Consider the following 17739-nt stretch of genomic DNA (forward strand, 5'->3'; position numbering starts at 1 on the left):
ATACAATTGGTAACTTATATGTGAACACTTGTACATAATAATGAATGCGCAGTGAAAGGGATGAGGTACATGATTCATGCAGGATTAGACGTTGGATCGACCACAGCGAAAGCCGTAGCGTTGAACGACCAGGGGGATATTTTATTTCAAACATACAGAAGACATTATTCGGACATTAAAAAAGTAACATTAGAAATTATGCAAGACATGCAAAAAAAATGTGGAATGACAGAAATGACATTCAAAATCACCGGATCATCAGGACTAGCGATTTCCAAATTTTTGAACGTACCATTTGTGCAAGAAGTTATTGCATGTACAGAAGCCGTTGAACAAGTTATTCCTGAAACAGATGTAGTTATTGAGCTAGGCGGTGAAGACGCGAAGATTATTTATTTCAGTGGCGGGATTGAGCAACGAATGAATAATGCCTGTGCTGGTGGTACGGGAGCTTTTATCGACCAAATCGCAACGCTCCTTCAAACAAACCCAACAGGTTTAAATGAATTAGCACAAAATGCCAATACCATTTATCCAATTGCTTCAAGATGTGGTGTATTTGCTAAAACAGACGTACAACCATTATTAAATGAAGGGGCTAGAAAAGAAGATATTGCTGCTTCGATTTTCCAAAGTGTGGTGACGCAAACGATTAGTGGGCTTGCTTGTGGACGTCCAATTCGCGGTAAAGTAGCATTTCTTGGAGGACCACTCACTTTCCTTGATCAACTAAGATATCGCTTTACAGAAACGTTAAAAATGAAAGAAAGCGATATTATTGCTCCACAAAATGCGGAATATTTTATTGCGCTTGGAACTGCTTTTACAGGCCTAAATGATGTTCCAACCAAAGTAGAAGACATGATTAATCGTCTGTCTAATATGGATATGACAACAATGGCAACCGATACAGTAATTTTACCTGCGTTATTTGAAAATGAAACAGACTTAGACAATTTTCGGGCACGTCACAATAAAATGAAAGCGAAACGGGCGAAGTTGGAAGACTATGAAGGCGACGCTTATTTAGGTATTGATGCAGGATCAACCACGACGAAACTTATTTTAATGAGTCAATCAAACGAAATTTTATATTCCTTTTATGCTAGTAATAATGGGAATCCGCTTCAATCCGTTATTGATGCAACAAGTGATTTATATGAAATTTTGCCAGAAAAGGTACGAGTTGCACAGTCCGGTATTACCGGTTACGGCGAATCACTCATTAAAGCCGCACTGAAAATTGACGTTGGTGAAATTGAAACAGTAGCTCATTACCGAGCTGCACGCGAATTTTTACCGGATGTAGATTTTATTTTAGATATTGGCGGACAAGATATGAAGTGTATGAAAATCAAAAAAGGAGCACTCGATAGCTTAATGCTCAATGAAGCTTGCTCTGCTGGCTGTGGCTCATTCTTAGAAACATTTGCACAAACGCTGAATTTGTCGATTGAAGAATTTGCTGCCCGTGCACTGGAAGCAAAAGCACCAGTAGATCTTGGCTCTCGTTGTACTGTTTTCATGAACTCAAAAGTAAAACAAGTACAAAAAGAAGGCGTCAGTATGGAAGACTTATCCGCTGGCCTTGCTTATTCCGTTGTAAAAAATGCCTTGCAAAAAGTAATTAAACTCCGTAGTCCAAAAGATATTGGTGAAAAAGTAATCGTGCAAGGCGGAACATTTTATAATGAATCTGTCCTCCGAGCTTTTGAACTTTTGACTGGACGAGAAGTCATTCGACCAGATATCGCTGGAATGATGGGAGCATACGGGGCGGCACTAATTGCCCGGGAACACTATGAAACAGGCGAAGTAACCGAGATGCTCGTACTTGAAAAATTACGTGAATTTAGCGCAGAAACTTCACAATCGCGCTGTAACCTTTGTAGTAATACATGCCAACTTACGGTAACTAGATTTGGTGATGACCGGATGTTCGTTAGTGGAAATCGCTGTGAACGCGGTGAACGTGTCGAAAAAACGCGTAACGTTTTACCGAATTTGTATGCTTATAAATTAAAACGAACTTTTGATTATAAATCCCTAAAAAGGTCCGAAGCTACTCGTGGTACGATTGGAATTCCACGTGCACTTAATGTGTTTGAAAATTATCCACTATGGCACACCATTTTGACGAATTTAGGATTTCGAGTGGTCCTTTCTTCTAAATCATCTAAAAATCTATATGATAAGGGAATTGAAACGATTGCATCAGAAGCAGTTTGTTTCCCAGCCAAATTAACACACGGCCATATTATGGATTTGATTAAGAAAAAAGCCGACCGAATTTTCTATCCATCAGTTGTGTATGAAAAACCAGAATTTGGTGAAGCAACGAATAACTTTAATTGCCCAGTTGTTGCTGGTTATCCAGAAGTTATCCGTGTCAATGTTGATGCGCTAGAAGAGAAAAATATTCCAATGATTAGCCCATTTTTAACATTAGATAATGAAAAAGCACTAATCAGTCAAATGAGTTTAGCCTTCCCAGAAGTACCTGTTGCAGATATGGAAGAGGCAGTGAAAGCAGGACTTGAAGAAGCAGCACTTTGTCGTAAAGACATCCAAGAAGAGGGAGAAGCAGCACTTACTTACATTAAGAAAAACAAAATCAAAGGAATCGTTCTTGCGGGACACCCTTATCACATTGACCCTGAAGTAAATCACGGAATTCCGGAATTGATTACAATGAACGGAATGGCCGTACTAACCGAAGATTCCATTTCTCATCTCGGCGAAATAGATCATAAACTCCGCGTCGAAAATCAGTGGAAATACCATGCAAGACTTTATCGTGCTGCTAGCTTTACTGCCAAAAGTGAAGATTTAGAGTTTGTCCAATTGACTTCATTTGGTTGCGGACTTGATGCGATTACAACAGATATGTGTCAAGAAATCATCGAAGGTCATAATAAAGTGTATACATTACTTAAAATCGATGAAATCAATAACCTCGGCGCTGCAAGAATTCGTGTACGGTCCTTGAAAGCGGCGATGGAAGAGCGCGAAAAAAACAATGTGAAACCGATTAGGATGAAAAAACCAAAAGAGCGCGTTATGTTTACAAAAGAAATGAAGAAAACTTATACAATTTTAGCGCCGCAGTTAGCGCCGACTCATTTTGAAATGTTAGAAGCTGCTTTTAAAGTAGGTGGCTATAATTTAGAAGTGCTTCCAGCCGTTACGCCTCGTGCAGTAGATGAAGGTTTACGATATGTAAATAATGATGCGTGTTACCCAGCCATTTTGACGATTGGGCAAATGATGGATGCTCTAAAACATGGTGATTATGATTTGAATAATTTAGCTGTTTTAATGACGCAAACAGGTGGGGGATGTCGGGCAACCAACTACATCTCGATGCTGAAAAAAGCGTTAGGTGAAGCAGGAATTGATCACATCCCAGTCATTTCTCTCAATGCAAATGGGCTAGAAAAACAGCCAGGATTTAAATTAACACCAAAAATACTTGTTCGGCTCTTAGCAGGAATTAGCTTAGGGGATGGACTTGATCGGATGCTTTATCGGACAAGACCTTATGAAGTAGAAAAAGGAAGTGCGAATAAACTTTTTCGTAAATATTTGGATGCTGGCCGCGATTTAATGGAGAATTATTCGCTATCTGCATACAAAAAACTCGCAAATGAAATGGTGCAAGCTTTCGATCAGCTACCAATAACGAACGAAGTGAAACCACGAGTAGGGGTAGTTGGGGAAATACTTGTAAAATTCCATCCCGGCGCAAATAATGATATTGTGGATGTTATTGAAGAAGAGGGCGGGGAAGCGGTTGTGCCTGATTTGACTGACTTTATCTTATATTGCTGTTACGATGACCATTTTGCTGCAAATACATTTGGCCGTTCGAAAGTAAAATCTTTCGCAAAACAAAGTGTGGCAATCCCGTTAATTAATCAATTCCGGAAACCAGTCACAGATGCACTGAAGAAAAGTGCGCGTTTTGAAGCTCCAGCAAGCATTGAATCTATTGCTGAGAAAGCAAGCCAATTACTGTCGCTTGGAAATAAAATGGGTGAAGGTTGGTTCTTAACAGGAGAAATGTTTGAGTTACTAGATAGCAATGTGCCGAATATCGCTTGTTTACAACCATTTGCTTGTTTGCCAAACCACATCACCGGTCGTGGAATGATTAAAGGCTTGAAAAAAATGTACCCAGAAGCAAATATCATGTCAATAGACTACGATGCAGGCTCTAGTTCAGTTAACCAATTAAACCGAATTAAACTAATGCTGTCGATTGCAAGAAAACAACTAGAAGGAGCCGAAGTAGTTACTGAAAAAGAAACAAATACAAGATTTAACCCAAGAGAAAAAATTCTTGGCAAAGCAAAACAAGTTAGAGAGAGTGCCCCAGTTGAAATGATTGGCAATAAAGTCAAACAGGCTAGAGAAGCGGATCCAGTGGGCGCAATTGCTAAGAAAGTAAAACATGTCGCTTCCGCAAGTAAAGAACATGTTCAAACAGATAACGACTAAATTAAAAGGCTGCAAGCAAACAATATTGCTTACAGCCTTTTTTAGTTTTCAGTAATAGCGGCTAACGTACCACGAACAACTTGTTTTAAATCCATTGGTGCAATAAGGATTTGCAGCCCTCTTTTTCCAGCAGATATGAGTATTTTCTCGATTGATTCGGCACTGCTATCAATAAAAGTTGGAAACAGTTTCTTCATTCCAATCGGAGAACAACCGCCTCGAACATAGCCAGTTAATTTTTCAAGTGTACTAACTGGGACTAATTCACACCTTTTATTACCACTAATTTTAGCAATCCTTTTTAAATCAATAGATTTATCAGCAGGAATACACGCAACAATATTTCCGGTTTTATCCCCCTTTAGGACAATAGTTTTAAAAATATGAGATGGAGAATCCCCAGTTTCTAGCGCAACATGGATAGCATCTAGCGAATCCTCGTTCCATGTATACTCAAGGAGCTCATAAGAGATTTTTTGTTGTTCAAGCTTTCGACACACATTCGTTTTATTCATTTCGTCACCTCGAATTCAGTATATATATGTACATTTTATGACAATTTACCTATAATTGTTGTTTTTTTTAAAAAGTTTGGGTACAATGTGAAGGTATTAAAAAGAGAGGGAGATTACAAATGAAAAAAGGATTATTAAGCATGGTATTAATGCTTTCACTAATGTTAGTATTATCAGCTTGTGGTGGAGCATCACGAGTTGAACCAAAAAAAGCAGGCGAAATTACTGTAAACTCTATTGTTTACAATAAAGATACTGACAAAATGAAAGATGTTTACGGTGAAGACGGTACTGCTTTTGAAAAAGAATTCGAAAAAGGTTTTAAAGAAAGCTTCATTAGTACTTTCAGCGCTAGCTTTTCTAGTGATGTTAACTTAGACAAAGAAGTAGATGAATTCTACAATGCACTACGCAAGCAAGTAAACGAAAAAACTTCTTACACTACTAAAGTAACAAATGACGACAAAGAAAGTCCAGAAATTCAATTTGCAGTAAAAGGGCTAGACATGAAAAGCATTCAAACAAAATTAACAGAAGAACTAACAAAAGCAGTAACAGCTGACCCATCAATCGCTACAGACGATGAAAAAATGGCGAAAAAAACAATGGAAATCTACACAAAAGCAGTACAAAATGCGGACGCAGTATCTGAAACAAAAAATGTAAATCTTAAATTAACAGTAGATTCAAAAGATGATTCTCTTTGGAAAATGGAGAACGATATGGCCTTCATGCAAGAGCTGACTACAGCATTCTTTATGGGTGGCATGTAAAAATAATAAACTAAACTAACAACTTTCGGGTTGTTGGTTTTTTATTGGAAAAAATTAAATTTAAAAAATGTATTTTAGGACTATCTTTATTGGAAACTTTGTATTATTATTGTAATATAAGAAATGTATTTGAAATAAAAGGAGAGCCTATATGAAGAACAAAAAAACGATTTTACTGCTTTGCTTTCTTATTGCCATTGTCGCTATTGCCATTGTTATTGTTATAAGTGGAAAAAATAAAGTCACTACCTTGCCAACAACAAAACAACAGTATAAATTAAAGACTGATGTACCTATTGAAACGGTAGAGTATAACCTAGGAAAAGGTGTTTTTAAAAAAACAGGTAAAGTGGACTTGCCTTACCAAAAACAAGGTGTTTTAACTTTTCCAAAAGATAAAAAGAATGCCCCACTAGTAGTTATTCTACACGGACGCCATGCTGTTTCTGATATTGAAAATATAACAGAAGAAGAAAACTTTTATAAAGGCTTCACTTATTTAGCACAAAATTTATCTAAACAAGGGTATGCTGTTATTTCTATTGATGTCAATCCGGAACATTATGAGCGGACGGATGTAAAAGATTACGGGCTTTCAGAAGGTTTTGAGCGGCTAATAACAATATATAAAGAACATATTAATGGTTTAACCAAAGCAGTTAATGGTGAGTCCGCTGCTTTTAAAACAGATTTAACGAATAAAATTAATCTATCAGATGTAACACTGCTTGGACACTCACGAGGCGGTCAAGTAATTGATTTTCTTGCCACTAACTTGAAAAATGCAGGGGATAACTCGATAAAAGGTATGATTTCACTTGTTCCTTCCAAAAACTTAAAAGATGCGCCTTATACAGATGTTCCGCACGGTTTTATTATAGCTGAATATGATGCAGATGTACCTAATCTGGAAGGGCAAGTCTCCTATGATGAAATAAAAGCAAGTAAAACCCGCAAATCATTTGCTAATAATGTTTTTTTACGAGGGGCCAACCATTATTACTTCAGTCGTAAATTAGATTTAAGTTTTACACCAAACATGCCAACAGATCATATATTAGAAAAAAATATGCTAAATCGAAAAGGACACGAGACATTTTTAACTAACTACGCAACGGAATTCTTAGCAATTATTCACAATAAAACGAAAGCAACAAATAATTTTAATGCAAAAGATATCGCCCCTCAAACTATGTATGGCGTTAAAGTGATGAGTTCCATGTATGTACCAAATACGAAAACAATTTTTTCAGCAGATGATAAAACAAAAGCGGCAACAACGGATGCCAAAGCAAACTATGTTGTAGAATCTGTGAATGAAAAAGATAATACAGCAGGCTACTTTAAACATCCGATTGAAACCGACTTTAATACAAATGGACCTAACTTAAATCTTTTGAATTTGCAGTGGTCTAAAAAGAATGGTGAAGCAACTATTCAAGTTAAAGATAGTAAATTTAGCGATTTTTCGACAGTTAGTTTTTCCATCGCACAAGATAGCACAAATAAAATAAATCAAGAAAAAAATCAAGCAATGACCGTTATTTTTAAAGACAGTCAAGGTAAACAAGCAAAGATATTACTTGATAATAAGACACCTGCATTAAACTATATCAATGGTGTTGAATATGAATTCAGCGGAGATAAATTTTGGCTAGGACATACACCATTAACAGATTTAAGAATTCCAATAGACTTAATTAAAGGAATTAATAAAGAAAAAATAGCGAGTATTTCTTTTTCTTTTGATCAAAGAGACCAAGGCTCCATAATGTTGCGAGATATTATTCTAGAATAAAAAGGTAACGTAAAAAAACATTAATAAAAAAGCATTCTATAATTAAATTCATTTTTAATTGAATTTAATAAGGGATGCTTTTTTATTTTGTTTAACAATAGTAAGTTCAATCGATATGTTTATTATTTTTAAAAATAATAAAGTCCAGCGACAATAAGTGCTGCGACTAGAATCCCAGGAACTAAATTTGCTACCCGAATTTTAGTTAAGCCAAGCAAATTAAGACCAATGGCTAAAATCATAACACCACCAGTTGCTGTTATTTCATTAATGATAAGTCCCATTAATTCGGCGGGAACAAATTTATCAATCTGGGTGGCAAAGAGGGCGATAATCCCTTCAAAAAGAAATACTGGAATGGCAGAAAGCATAACGCCCCAGCCAAGAGTCGTACTAAGCAGTAGGGCAATAAAACCATCCATAACGGATTTGGTGAAAAGTACGTCATGATTACCACGAATGCCACTATCGAGTGCACCAATGATTCCCATCGCACCAATAACAAAAATAAGTGTTGATGTTACGAATCCTTTAGCGATATTACTTTTTCCAGTTGCACCAACTTTTCGCTCAATCCAGTGACCAAGCTGATTAAGGTGATAGTCTATATTAAGCAGTTCCCCTATAACTGCACCAAAACAAATACTTAAAATAACAATAAGCGAGTTGCTCGTTTTAAAAGCCATTTGAATTCCGAGAACAATAACGGATAAACCCATGCCCTTCATTACGGTGTCTTTTATACGCTCAGGGATATTATGTAATTTCATGCCAATTACGGAACCAATCAAAATTCCAAGTCCATTAACTAGCGCACCAAGTAAAACCATTTTATTCCTCCCTTTTAATCAATAACTTTATTATACAGTAACTCACTCGGAATTGGCACAAAAAAATCGAAGGAACTATTTTGTCCCTTCGACGAAAATTTTATTTACCAGCTACTGTAAAGCGTTCGTTTAAATGATTTGGTCGTTCAATTTCATCCAAAATCGCAATTGCGAAATCTTCCATGCTGATAAAGCTGTTACCCTCGCTATCGAATAACAGGTGGTTTTTTCCGGATTGATAGCTGCCCGTTCGTTCACCTGGTTCAAACATTGCAGGAGGACTTATATATGTCCAGCTGAAATGCGACTCGTTTTCTTTTAAATGTGTTAATTGTTCTGCTTGTGCTTTGGCAGTTGGGTAATACGGAGCATCTTTTAGACCTTTAGACTCCAGCAATGTGTTTCCATTTTCATCAACTTCAAGGCTAGCTGCACCACCTACAACAATTAGCCTAGGTGAGACTGTCCCATTTAAAATTTTCATTAGATGTTTAAGTGACGCGACGTGTTTATCAGCTTCTTCTGGACTCGTACCATAAGCATCGATAACGACATTTAAGTCAGATACATCAGAAAGCGTTAAATCAAATATATCTTTTTGCAAAATATTGATATCTTTATGTGTTTGCGTTATTTTCCCCGCATTCCTCACAATTGCCGTTACCTCATGGCCGTGACTTTTAGCTTCTTCTAAAATTCTCGAACCTGCTCGGCCTGTAGCACCAATTATACCTATTTTCATGAAAAAAGCCCCCTATTCATTTTTGTGGAATAGATTCTCGCTTGATAGAAGAATTATTCCCGAAAGAGGGGACTCGAAAACATTTATTTTTAAGATTGTTCTTTTGCAGCAGCAGCTAATTGTCGGATTTTGGCTGCTGAGTAGATATGAGAAATCGTGAAAATAATTAATGCTAACCATATGAAAATGAAGGCAAATAATTGGATATGGTCAAAACTTTCTTTGAAAAGCAAGACCCCGATTGCAAGCATTAAAGTTGGTCCGATATACTGCAAGAAGCCGACCATCGTGTAGCTGATTTTTTTTGCAGCCGTTGCGAAAAGAAGTAGTGGTATGGCTGTAACAATTCCCGCACCAACTAATATAATGTTTGTGCTTGCTGGATACTGCATCAACCCGTTCGTGGCGAAAAAGAAAACATAAATAAGTGCAAAAGGTGTAATAATCAACGTCTCAAGCGTTAAACCTGTCCAAACTGATACCGGAACAAGTTTTTTAATTAAGCCATAAAGAGAGAAAGAAACAGCCATACCAATTGCCGCCCACGGGACAGACCCGAGATGCCAAGTTAAAATCAATACGCCGATAGTAGCAGAAATTACCGCAATAACTTCGCCACGACTCAATCGTTCTTTTAAAATAACCATTGCAAGCAGAACGTTTACAAGTGGATTGATGTAATAACCTAGACTTGCTTCTGTTACATGCCCGCTATTAACTGTATAAATGAATAAATACCAATTTACTGTTACTAAAAAGGCTGCTGTAATAATTGCGATGAGTGTTTTAGGTTTCAAAAGAATTGCTTTTGTTTCCTCAAAAACCATCGATGCTTTCCGTAAACAGACAATCAAAAATAACATAAAAACAAAAGACCATATAATTCTATAGGCCAAAATTTCCATTGGAGGCACATCTGTTACTAACTTCCAGTATATTGGAAGTACTCCCCAAAACACATAAGCAAGAGCGCCAGCCATAATTCCGCCTAGTTGTCCATTTTGTTTATTTTCCATAGTGATGTTAGCCCCCTTTTTAAGCAATAAAACTATTTTAGCGTAAAAGGGGTTAGAAAGCTATATAAAAATACGAATAGGGTTAGCTATTCGTATTTTTAGTGAATTATTTGCTTGCTTCAATTTGGATGTTTAATTTAACTTCATCGCCGATTAATACGCCACCAGTTTCCAGTGCTGCATTATAGTTCAAGCCAAAGTCTTTACGATTGAATTTACCTTTAGCTTCAAAACCAGCCACCATGTTACCAGTGTTAGGATCTTTTCCAGTTCCTTCATAGCTAACTTCTAATGTTATTGGTTTGGTTACTTCACGAATAGTTAGGTCTCCAGTAACAACATACTCGTCATCACCATCTGGCGTAATTTTTGTTGCCGTAAATGTGACATGTGGATATTTTTCTACATGAAAGAATTCTTCACTTTTCAAATGTCCGTCGCGTTGAGCTTGGCGAGTGTCTACGGAAGCGGCATCAACGGAGAAGTTTATTTTAGCTGTTGTTAAATCTTCTGGGTCCATTTCGATATCTGCAGAAAAGTTAGCAAATACCCCTTTCAATTTTGATACCATCATGTGTTTTACTTGAAATTCGATTGAACTATGCGCTGGGTCTACGTTCCATTTTTCTACTGTCATTTTTTCATTCCTCCAAATATGTTTTTTTATAAAAGCATTCTCTTATAATCTAACCTATTTGGGTTGAGATTAAACCTAGTGAAAAATACTTTTACGAATAAGAAAAAGTGTATTGCTTAACTGTTAATAAATAAACTATACCACACTTACTTTTAATAAGCAACTATAAATTTGTAATAAGTTTTGTATTTTTTTTGTAAATATGATTGAGTTTTCTTCCTAAAGTGCGTAGAATAGGTTGTAAGAGGAGGTTGAATAATGACAGGTGTGAATACAGATACAGAAAATATTAGTGAACTTCTAAAAACTTATTGGTCGATACAGCGAATTTCAGCAGGATATGCTGACCAAAATGCGGCTAGTTTGGGACTGACGCTACAGCAACTAGCGATGATTAATGTGATTTACGGGACACCAGGAATTTCAGTTGCAGAGTTAACGAAGCGTTTAATTATTACAGGAAGTTCTGCTGCGGCAAATATTGACGGATTAATTAGCTTAGGCTTAGTAGTAAAATTAAATAAAACGATTCCAAATGATAGCATGGATTTAACCTTGAGGCTATCCAAAAAAGGGGAAGATTTGTCTAAACGATCTACTGCAAACGCATTTATGTACAAAGCAATGATGAAGGTTTTTGAGAATCTTAACGAGACAGAAGTGAAAGAATTGATTCGCTTAAATAAAAAAGTAGAAACTCTATTAAAAAAAAGTAAATAAAAACATCTCCTGTCATTCGGGCTAACCTGAATGAACGAGAGATGTTTTTTTATTTTTTATCAAATTTACAATCTTCTAATGGAATAACTTTGGTTTTATTCACAAATTTAAAGGATAACCAGAAAATAAGGAAGATAGGTAGGCCAATATAAGAGATACCAATTTTTTGCCACCAAGCAGGATTAGCAAATTGTGGTTCTAAAAAGGCAGCATAGTCTTGACCGATGATAACTAAAATACATAAAACTAGTGCAAGAATAGGACCAAATGGGAAGAATTTTGCTCTATATTTAAGTTCATTTAAATCATGTCCTTGTTTAATGAACGCTTTTCGGAATCGGTAATGGCTGATAGCAATACCAACCCAAGCGATAAAACCAGTTAAGCCAGATGCGGACAATAACCAAGTATAAATAACCATGCCATTCTCAGTCAAAGTAGTAATAAAGGTCATTGCTCCAACAATAGTTGTTACAATTAAAGCTGCCATTGGAATACCACGTTTGTTGACATTTCCTAAAAAACGTGGTGCTTTTTTATCACGCGCCATTGCCCAGAGCATTCTAGTGGAAGCATACAAGCCTGAGTTACCAGCTGATAGTACGGATGTAAGAATGACAGCATTCATCACTGATGCCGCAAAAGCAAGTCCAGCTTTTTCAAAAACAAGTGTAAAGGGACTGATTGCTACATCGGTTGCATCCGCGCTAAGTAAGTTTGGGCTAGTATAAGGAATAATCATCCCAATAATGAAAATCGCAAAAATGTAAAATAATAAAATCCGCCAGAAAACTTGTTTAATTGCTTTCGGAACACTTTTTTCTGGGGTAGCACTTTCACCAGCGGCAATCCCAACCATTTCAGTTCCTTGAAAAGAAAACCCAGCGATTAAAAAGGTTCCGAGGATAGCGAAGAAACCACCTTTGAATGGTGCATCTCCAGCTGTGAAGTTAGAAAAGCCAATGACTTCTCCACCAAGAATACCAACAATTGTTAGCACACCTACAATAAGGAAAATAATCACAGTGGCAACTTTGATAATGGAGAACCAATATTCGGACTCACCATAAGCTTTCACAGACAAAGCATTTAAACCAAAGATGAGAATTAGAAATATCGCGCTCCACAACCAGGCAGGAGTGTTTGGTAGCCAAAATTGAACAATGATAGCAGCTGTTGAAATATCGACTGCAAGCGTGATTGCCCAGTTAAACCAGTAATTCCAACCAAGCGCAAATCCAAAAGCTGGATCAACAAAACGAGTAGCATACGTACTAAACGATCCTGATACGGGCATATAGGTAGCCATTTCACCTAAACTAGTCATTAAAAAGTAAACCATAATTCCAATAGCGATATAGGCGACGAGTGCGCCACCAGGACCTGCAGTATGAATCGCATTCCCGCTCGCTAAAAATAACCCGGTCCCAATAGAACCACCGATGGCAATCATAGATAGATGTCTCGTTTTTAAGTCACGACGAATTTCGCCGTGTGTTTCTTTTTCCAAATCATATCTCCCTTTCTATCTTTAGAGGAAAGTGCGCAAAAACAGCCAATCTGTGAGAAATTGGCTGTTACATATTTTACCAACATCTTGATTGTCAGATAGCACATCTATAAGAAATTTCGACAAATTCTTATAGCAGTCCAGCACCTTTTGGCAACTGTCCCAACAACTATTCTTAAACAAAGAGAAAATAGTCACTTCGGCAATCATCCTGTTCGTTTTTTGTCATGGGCGTCTTTGTTTCGCCTCTAAAAAAATACTAGTGAATCTTGCAACCTCTACCTCACCATTTGGATGAGGGTTTATATTTAATTATTTACCCATAATAACGGAAAAAGAGCGATTTGGCAATAGCTTTTTCAGTAATATTGTAGGGCTTCTTTGATGGTGCTATAAGTCGTTAAGGATGACAAGTTTTCTTCATAGCGGATTAAGGTCATCGCGAATTTGGGTGAAATACCGGTGATTATGAGCTCTACGCCAGTTAATTTCATAAAGCCATGAAACTTCACAAGATTCATTACAGCATCTTCATTGAATTCAGCTAGACCAGAAAGATCCATAATTAAGTAATCTTCTTTGCCATTATCCATGTACTCACTTACATACTCAGACATGTTTTGGAGTCGATCGTTGGTTAATGAGCCAATCAAAGGCAAGACACAAATATTATCTTTAATTGGGACAATTGGTGTGGAAAGTTTTTCAATTTCTCGTAATGATTTTTCGAGTTCCAGTTGGTAGTTATGTTCTGTTGTAATGTCTTTTTGAATACCAACAAAATATAAATGATTATTGTCATCATAAATTGGTTCAATTGTAAGCTCATTCATGAAAGAACTGCCATTTTTGCGATAATTTTTTAGTAAAGCGTTGGCGGTTGTTTTGTTATGAACAGCATAACGAATCTTTTCGACTTCATCTTTATCTGTATCTTCCCCTTGTAAAAAGTGACAATTAGAGCCAAGGGCATCTTCTTTTGTATAACCGGTAATATTTTCAAAGCCAGTGTTTACAAAAATGATTGGATTGTTTTTTTGCTCGGCATCAGTAATAATTACCCCTACGCTAGATAAATTTAATGCTTCTAAAATAATATCAAATTTTGGATAAGCAGCCATCTGCGTGATTCTCCCCCTTTGTAAATACACATCTATCATAACACGGTAACGCGTGAAATCCCAATGTCTAATTTGTGAATAAAATACAGGCAAAACAGTAAAAGAGAAATAAAATTAAAGTAGGTGTATAATAGAAGAAGAGGTGATAAGTTATGTTTATAACATTTACAAACAGCGCTAAAGAACGGCTCAATGCACTACGAGCTGGACTTTCAGGGCAACTACATTTGTATTATGACATGGAAGGTTGCTCATGTGAAAACAGTGGTATTTTTACACTTCGCTTGGTGGAAGAACGTACAAAAGAAGATGATGAAATCGAGTCAAACATTGGCCCTATTTTAATTAAACGTTGGACGGAGATGTTTTTAGAAGACGAGCTGACGATTGATTATGACGATATAGAAAAAACAATGATGTTAAAAAGTGATGGTCAGTATTATAATCGTAATTTGTTGCTCGTAACGGATGAAGATGAAGTGATTAGCTGTCCAATTGGGGCAAAATAATATTATCGATGTGAAGCCTAGGATTAATAGCTATCCTAGGTTTTTTGATGAAAATTTCATGAGAATGTGGTGAAACTTTAGTCATATAGTGACACTGTCTTCAGATTTGTAGTAACATGGAATAGGGAAGTTATACATATGGAAGGAGTGTCACGATGGAACAACCATCAGTAGATGAACTGAAGAACTGGCGAAATGTTATGCTTCTTCATCGTTTTGCTTTAGAAGAAGTAAATACGAAACTTAAAATATTAAATGAAGAATTTCAATTTATTCATGATTATAATCCAATGGAACACTTGAAGTCTCGGGTAAAATCATTAGAAAGCATCGGTGCAAAACTGGAAAAGAAAAATCTGGATATCACCCCAGAAAATGCCTTAAAGCATGTCCATGATATTGCGGGAATTCGTATTACTTGTTCTTTTGTATCGGATATTTTTAGAATTCATGAAATGCTTGCAGGTCAAAATGATATTACGATTTTACGAGTAAAGGATTACGTGACAAATCCAAAACCAAATGGCTACCGGAGTTTGCATTTACTTTGTGAGGTACCTGTTTTCTTAACAAATCGTTCCGAGAAAATGACCGTGGAAATTCAAATCCGTACAGTTGCGATGGATTTTTGGGCGAGCCTGGAACATAAGATTTACTATAAGTATCAACAAGAAGCGCCAGTTGAATTAGTCAAAGAATTGCAAGACGCTGCGAGAATAATCACTCACTTAGATGAGAAAATGAAAAACTTAAATGATCAAATTGATCAGTATAAAAAAGAGAAAGAAAATTAAATATAGAACAGCTTTATTTCTTTGTATGACTAATTAATAGAAAGAAATAAAGCTGTTTTATATTTGCGGGATAGTTCATTTTGCTTCATAATAATAGGGGAGAAAAACGAAGGGGGGCTTATACATAGTGGAAATATTTTTATATGTGTTAGCATTACTTGTGGCTATTTTTATTTCTAATTTACTAAATCGATTTGTGCCCTTTGTATCAGTGCCACTAATTCAAATTGGTTTGGGTGTGATGATTGCACTTATGCCAATTACGTTCGATTTAAAATTAAATCCAGAGCTTTTCTTGGTAATGTTTATTGCACCTTTATTATTTAATGATGGTAGACGAACGGATAAGAAAGCATTATGGGGAATGCGAATGCCGATTTTAGTTTTGGCACTTGGTCTCGTATTTGCGACAGTCGTTGTCATTGGTTACTTTGTAAACTGGATGATTCCGACGATTCCGATGGCAGCAGCATTTGCTTTAGCTGCGGCTCTTGCGCCAACTGATGCTGTAGCCGTGAGCTCACTATCCGGGCGAATTAATTTACCTAAACGGATTATGAATTTATTGGAAGGTGAAGCGCTTATTAATGATGCTTCTGGCTTGGTTGCTTTCCAATTTGCAATTGCGGCGATGGTGACGGGGGTATTCAGCTTACTCGATGCTAGCATAAGTTTTTTTGTGATTGCTATTGGTGGCGTTTTAGTTGGACTTGTACTCAGTTGGTTGAAATTTAAGTTTTTGAAGTGGGTTCGTGGTCTTGGAATGGAAGATGTTACTTTCCATATGCTTATCCAGATTTTAACACCATTTATTATTTATTTAGTAGCAGAAGAATTGCATGTTTCTGGAATACTCGCAGTGGTTGCTGCAGGAATAATGCACTCGATGGAACGTAAAAAAATGGACCCACAATCTGTCAAATTAAATATCGTTTCTCAGAGTACTTGGTCGGTTATTATTTTTGTACTGAATGGGCTAGTATTTTTACTTTTAGGGACACAACTTCCTTCTATTATTGAAGTGGTTTGGAACGACTCAGGAATTAGTAATTTGCAAGTGATTGCCTATATTTTATCCATTACAGCAGCTTTAATATTACTTCGTTTTGTCTGGGTGTATATGTCTTGGAATATTGGTGCGAAAAAGCGGGAGAAACAAAATAAGCAAACGACCCGGCCGAAACTTCGCTCAGTTACGCTTACTTCTTTATCCGGGGTTCGCGGAGCAGTAACGCTTGCCAGTGCGCTCGCGATTCCATTTTTCCTTGATGATGGGACGCTTTTTCCGCAACGGGCATTAATTATTTTCCTTGCCTCTGGTGTTATCCTTTGTACACTAGTTATCGCGACATTCATTTTGCCACTTTTAGCTAAAAATGAGGAAGTGACAACAGAAGATGAACGAGCAGAGAAAGCGACGAGAATTAGAATTTTGCGAAATGTTATCCGAGAACTGAAAGAACAAGTTTTACCGGAAACCAAAGCGGCAACGGATGAAGTGATTGAAGATTACCGAAGACGTATTTATGATTTACAACATGATAGTAACTCGAACAGAGGAATGGATGAAAGAGAACGTGAAAAACGTTTGGAAATTATTGAATGGCAACGTGAAAATACAAAAAAAATGGCAGATCGAGGGGAATTGGTCGCAACAGACAGTTACAGATATCAACATTATTTAAACATGTTAGAACAAGCAATTAAACAACGCTTCCGCACGAAATTTAAAACGGGATGGATGTTTGCTTATCGTTTCTTGTTGCTCATTATCCATCCAAAAAAATGGCGAAAAATTAGCCATAAAATGAAAAAGGGAATTTCTAAAGATAAGGAACGATTTCAAGCAATTCGTAAATTGAGAGAAGAAAACGAAATATTGGTTATTCAAAAGCTGAAAGATCAACTTACGAAAGAAAATGCGAATCTTATCGGCCCGCTGATTACCGAGCATACGATGTTCTTAGAGCGATTGAGAAATGAACAAAATTTATCACGAGGAAAACGAGCAAAATCTGAGCAGAAAAAACGTGAAGTTCAAATAGTTGCCTTCCAAACAGAACGCGATATTATTCAACATCTATTTGAAACAGGCGGAATTTCAAGAGATTTAGCCCGTGAACTCCGTCAGAACTTAAATATGATTGAGACTTATTTGTATGATGATTTCTTGGCGACGGATTGAAGTGATGACAATCGCTTAAATAGCTGGAAAGCTGTGTAGACGTTTTTTATTAGCTGATTTTAGGAGATTAGCTAGTGTAGATATATTTG

General features: G+C 36.6%; 14 protein-coding genes and 1 riboswitch. Of the genes, 7 read left to right on the forward strand and 7 right to left on the reverse strand.

Going from position 1 to position 17739, the window contains the following annotated elements:
• Nucleotides 1-69 precede the first annotated feature (69 nt).
• A complete protein-coding gene (locus CKV67_RS03690) occupies nucleotides 70-4500 on the forward strand; it encodes a 2-hydroxyacyl-CoA dehydratase (protein ID WP_014092221.1) in 4431 nt (1476 codons plus the stop codon).
• A 41-nt stretch (nucleotides 4501-4541) separates the two neighbouring features.
• Here the strand turns inward: CKV67_RS03690 and ybaK are convergent, their stop codons facing one another.
• A complete protein-coding gene (gene ybaK / locus CKV67_RS03695; protein WP_014092222.1) occupies nucleotides 4542-5015 on the reverse strand; it encodes a Cys-tRNA(Pro) deacylase in 474 nt (157 codons plus the stop codon).
• 119 nt (nucleotides 5016-5134) lie between these two features.
• On the opposite strand from ybaK, the gene CKV67_RS03700 reads away from it, so the two are divergent.
• Both CKV67_RS03700 and CKV67_RS03705 read left to right on the forward strand, forming a co-directional pair.
• Complete coding sequence (locus CKV67_RS03700; protein ID WP_014092223.1) at nucleotides 5135-5788, forward strand: DUF5105 domain-containing protein; 654 nt, start codon at nucleotides 5135-5137, stop codon at nucleotides 5786-5788.
• Between the two features lie 151 nt (nucleotides 5789-5939).
• Entirely contained in the window at nucleotides 5940-7586 is a 1647-nt protein-coding gene (locus tag CKV67_RS03705) for an alpha/beta hydrolase (RefSeq protein ID WP_014092224.1), read from the forward strand.
• A gap of 128 nt (nucleotides 7587-7714) precedes the next feature.
• Here the strand turns inward: CKV67_RS03705 and CKV67_RS03710 are convergent, their stop codons facing one another.
• The 4 genes from CKV67_RS03710 to CKV67_RS03725 all read right to left on the reverse strand — a co-directional run bounded on the left by CKV67_RS03710 (nucleotide 7715) and on the right by CKV67_RS03725 (nucleotide 10811).
• The gene (locus CKV67_RS03710) at nucleotides 7715-8416 is read right to left on the reverse strand and encodes a DUF554 domain-containing protein (RefSeq protein WP_014092225.1); all 702 of its coding nucleotides are present in this window, start codon (nucleotides 8414-8416) and stop codon (nucleotides 7715-7717) included.
• Between the two features lie 100 nt (nucleotides 8417-8516).
• The gene (locus CKV67_RS03715) at nucleotides 8517-9158 is read right to left on the reverse strand and encodes an NAD(P)-dependent oxidoreductase (protein WP_014092226.1); all 642 of its coding nucleotides are present in this window, start codon (nucleotides 9156-9158) and stop codon (nucleotides 8517-8519) included.
• 89 nt (nucleotides 9159-9247) lie between these two features.
• Nucleotides 9248-10174 carry an EamA family transporter RarD gene (rarD, locus tag CKV67_RS03720; protein ID WP_014092227.1) on the reverse strand — a complete coding sequence of 309 codons (927 nt, stop codon included), beginning with the start codon at nucleotides 10172-10174 and terminating at the stop codon, nucleotides 9248-9250.
• A gap of 106 nt (nucleotides 10175-10280) precedes the next feature.
• Nucleotides 10281-10811 (reverse strand): YceI family protein, encoded by a 531-nt coding sequence (locus tag CKV67_RS03725; protein ID WP_014092228.1) that lies wholly within the window; start codon nucleotides 10809-10811, stop codon nucleotides 10281-10283.
• Nucleotides 10812-11069: 258 nt separating this feature from the next.
• On the opposite strand from CKV67_RS03725, the gene CKV67_RS03730 reads away from it, so the two are divergent.
• Complete coding sequence (locus tag CKV67_RS03730; protein WP_014092229.1) at nucleotides 11070-11531, forward strand: MarR family winged helix-turn-helix transcriptional regulator; 462 nt, start codon at nucleotides 11070-11072, stop codon at nucleotides 11529-11531.
• Nucleotides 11532-11580: 49 nt separating this feature from the next.
• Here the strand turns inward: CKV67_RS03730 and CKV67_RS03735 are convergent, their stop codons facing one another.
• Both CKV67_RS03735 and ytvA read right to left on the reverse strand, forming a co-directional pair.
• The gene (locus tag CKV67_RS03735; RefSeq protein WP_014092230.1) at nucleotides 11581-13041 is read right to left on the reverse strand and encodes an amino acid permease; all 1461 of its coding nucleotides are present in this window, start codon (nucleotides 13039-13041) and stop codon (nucleotides 11581-11583) included.
• A gap of 91 nt (nucleotides 13042-13132) precedes the next feature.
• A riboswitch (Lysine riboswitch) is annotated at nucleotides 13133-13330 on the reverse strand.
• A gap of 70 nt (nucleotides 13331-13400) precedes the next feature.
• Nucleotides 13401-14162 (reverse strand): YtvA family blue-light photoreceptor, encoded by a 762-nt coding sequence (gene ytvA / locus CKV67_RS03745; RefSeq protein WP_014092231.1) that lies wholly within the window; start codon nucleotides 14160-14162, stop codon nucleotides 13401-13403.
• A gap of 152 nt (nucleotides 14163-14314) precedes the next feature.
• On the opposite strand from ytvA, the gene CKV67_RS03750 reads away from it, so the two are divergent.
• The 3 genes from CKV67_RS03750 to CKV67_RS03760 all read left to right on the forward strand — a co-directional run bounded on the left by CKV67_RS03750 (nucleotide 14315) and on the right by CKV67_RS03760 (nucleotide 17650).
• Nucleotides 14315-14671, forward strand: a complete 357-nt coding sequence (locus tag CKV67_RS03750; protein WP_014092232.1) for an iron-sulfur cluster biosynthesis family protein — start codon at nucleotides 14315-14317, stop codon at nucleotides 14669-14671.
• A gap of 155 nt (nucleotides 14672-14826) precedes the next feature.
• Entirely contained in the window at nucleotides 14827-15465 is a 639-nt protein-coding gene (locus tag CKV67_RS03755) for a GTP pyrophosphokinase (RefSeq protein ID WP_014092233.1), read from the forward strand.
• A gap of 127 nt (nucleotides 15466-15592) precedes the next feature.
• A complete protein-coding gene (locus CKV67_RS03760; protein WP_025279800.1) occupies nucleotides 15593-17650 on the forward strand; it encodes a Na+/H+ antiporter in 2058 nt (685 codons plus the stop codon).
• Nucleotides 17651-17739 lie beyond the last annotated feature (89 nt).

Origin of the sequence: Listeria ivanovii subsp. ivanovii, from assembly GCF_900187025.1 — a bacterium.
GTDB lineage: Bacteria > Bacillota > Bacilli > Lactobacillales > Listeriaceae > Listeria > Listeria ivanovii.

Excerpts from the sequence above, each read along its gene's own strand:
- CKV67_RS03750 (WP_014092232.1), top strand. The coding sequence starts at position 14,315 with ATGTTTATAACATTTACAAACAGCGCTAAAGAACGGCTCAATGCACTA.
- CKV67_RS03725 (WP_014092228.1), bottom strand. The coding sequence starts at position 10,811 with ATGACAGTAGAAAAATGGAACGTAGACCCAGCGCATAGTTCAATCGAA.
- CKV67_RS03715 (WP_014092226.1), bottom strand. The coding sequence starts at position 9,158 with ATGAAAATAGGTATAATTGGTGCTACAGGCCGAGCAGGTTCGAGAATT.
- ytvA (WP_014092231.1), bottom strand. The coding sequence starts at position 14,162 with ATGGCTGCTTATCCAAAATTTGATATTATTTTAGAAGCATTAAATTTA.
- CKV67_RS03755 (WP_014092233.1), top strand. The coding sequence starts at position 14,827 with ATGGAACAACCATCAGTAGATGAACTGAAGAACTGGCGAAATGTTATG.
- CKV67_RS03690 (WP_014092221.1), top strand. The coding sequence starts at position 70 with ATGATTCATGCAGGATTAGACGTTGGATCGACCACAGCGAAAGCCGTA.
- CKV67_RS03730 (WP_014092229.1), top strand. The coding sequence starts at position 11,070 with ATGACAGGTGTGAATACAGATACAGAAAATATTAGTGAACTTCTAAAA.
- CKV67_RS03700 (WP_014092223.1), top strand. The coding sequence starts at position 5,135 with ATGAAAAAAGGATTATTAAGCATGGTATTAATGCTTTCACTAATGTTA.
- rarD (WP_014092227.1), bottom strand. The coding sequence starts at position 10,174 with ATGGAAAATAAACAAAATGGACAACTAGGCGGAATTATGGCTGGCGCT.
- CKV67_RS03705 (WP_014092224.1), top strand. The coding sequence starts at position 5,940 with ATGAAGAACAAAAAAACGATTTTACTGCTTTGCTTTCTTATTGCCATT.
- CKV67_RS03710 (WP_014092225.1), bottom strand. The coding sequence starts at position 8,416 with ATGGTTTTACTTGGTGCGCTAGTTAATGGACTTGGAATTTTGATTGGT.
- ybaK (WP_014092222.1), bottom strand. The coding sequence starts at position 5,015 with ATGAATAAAACGAATGTGTGTCGAAAGCTTGAACAACAAAAAATCTCT.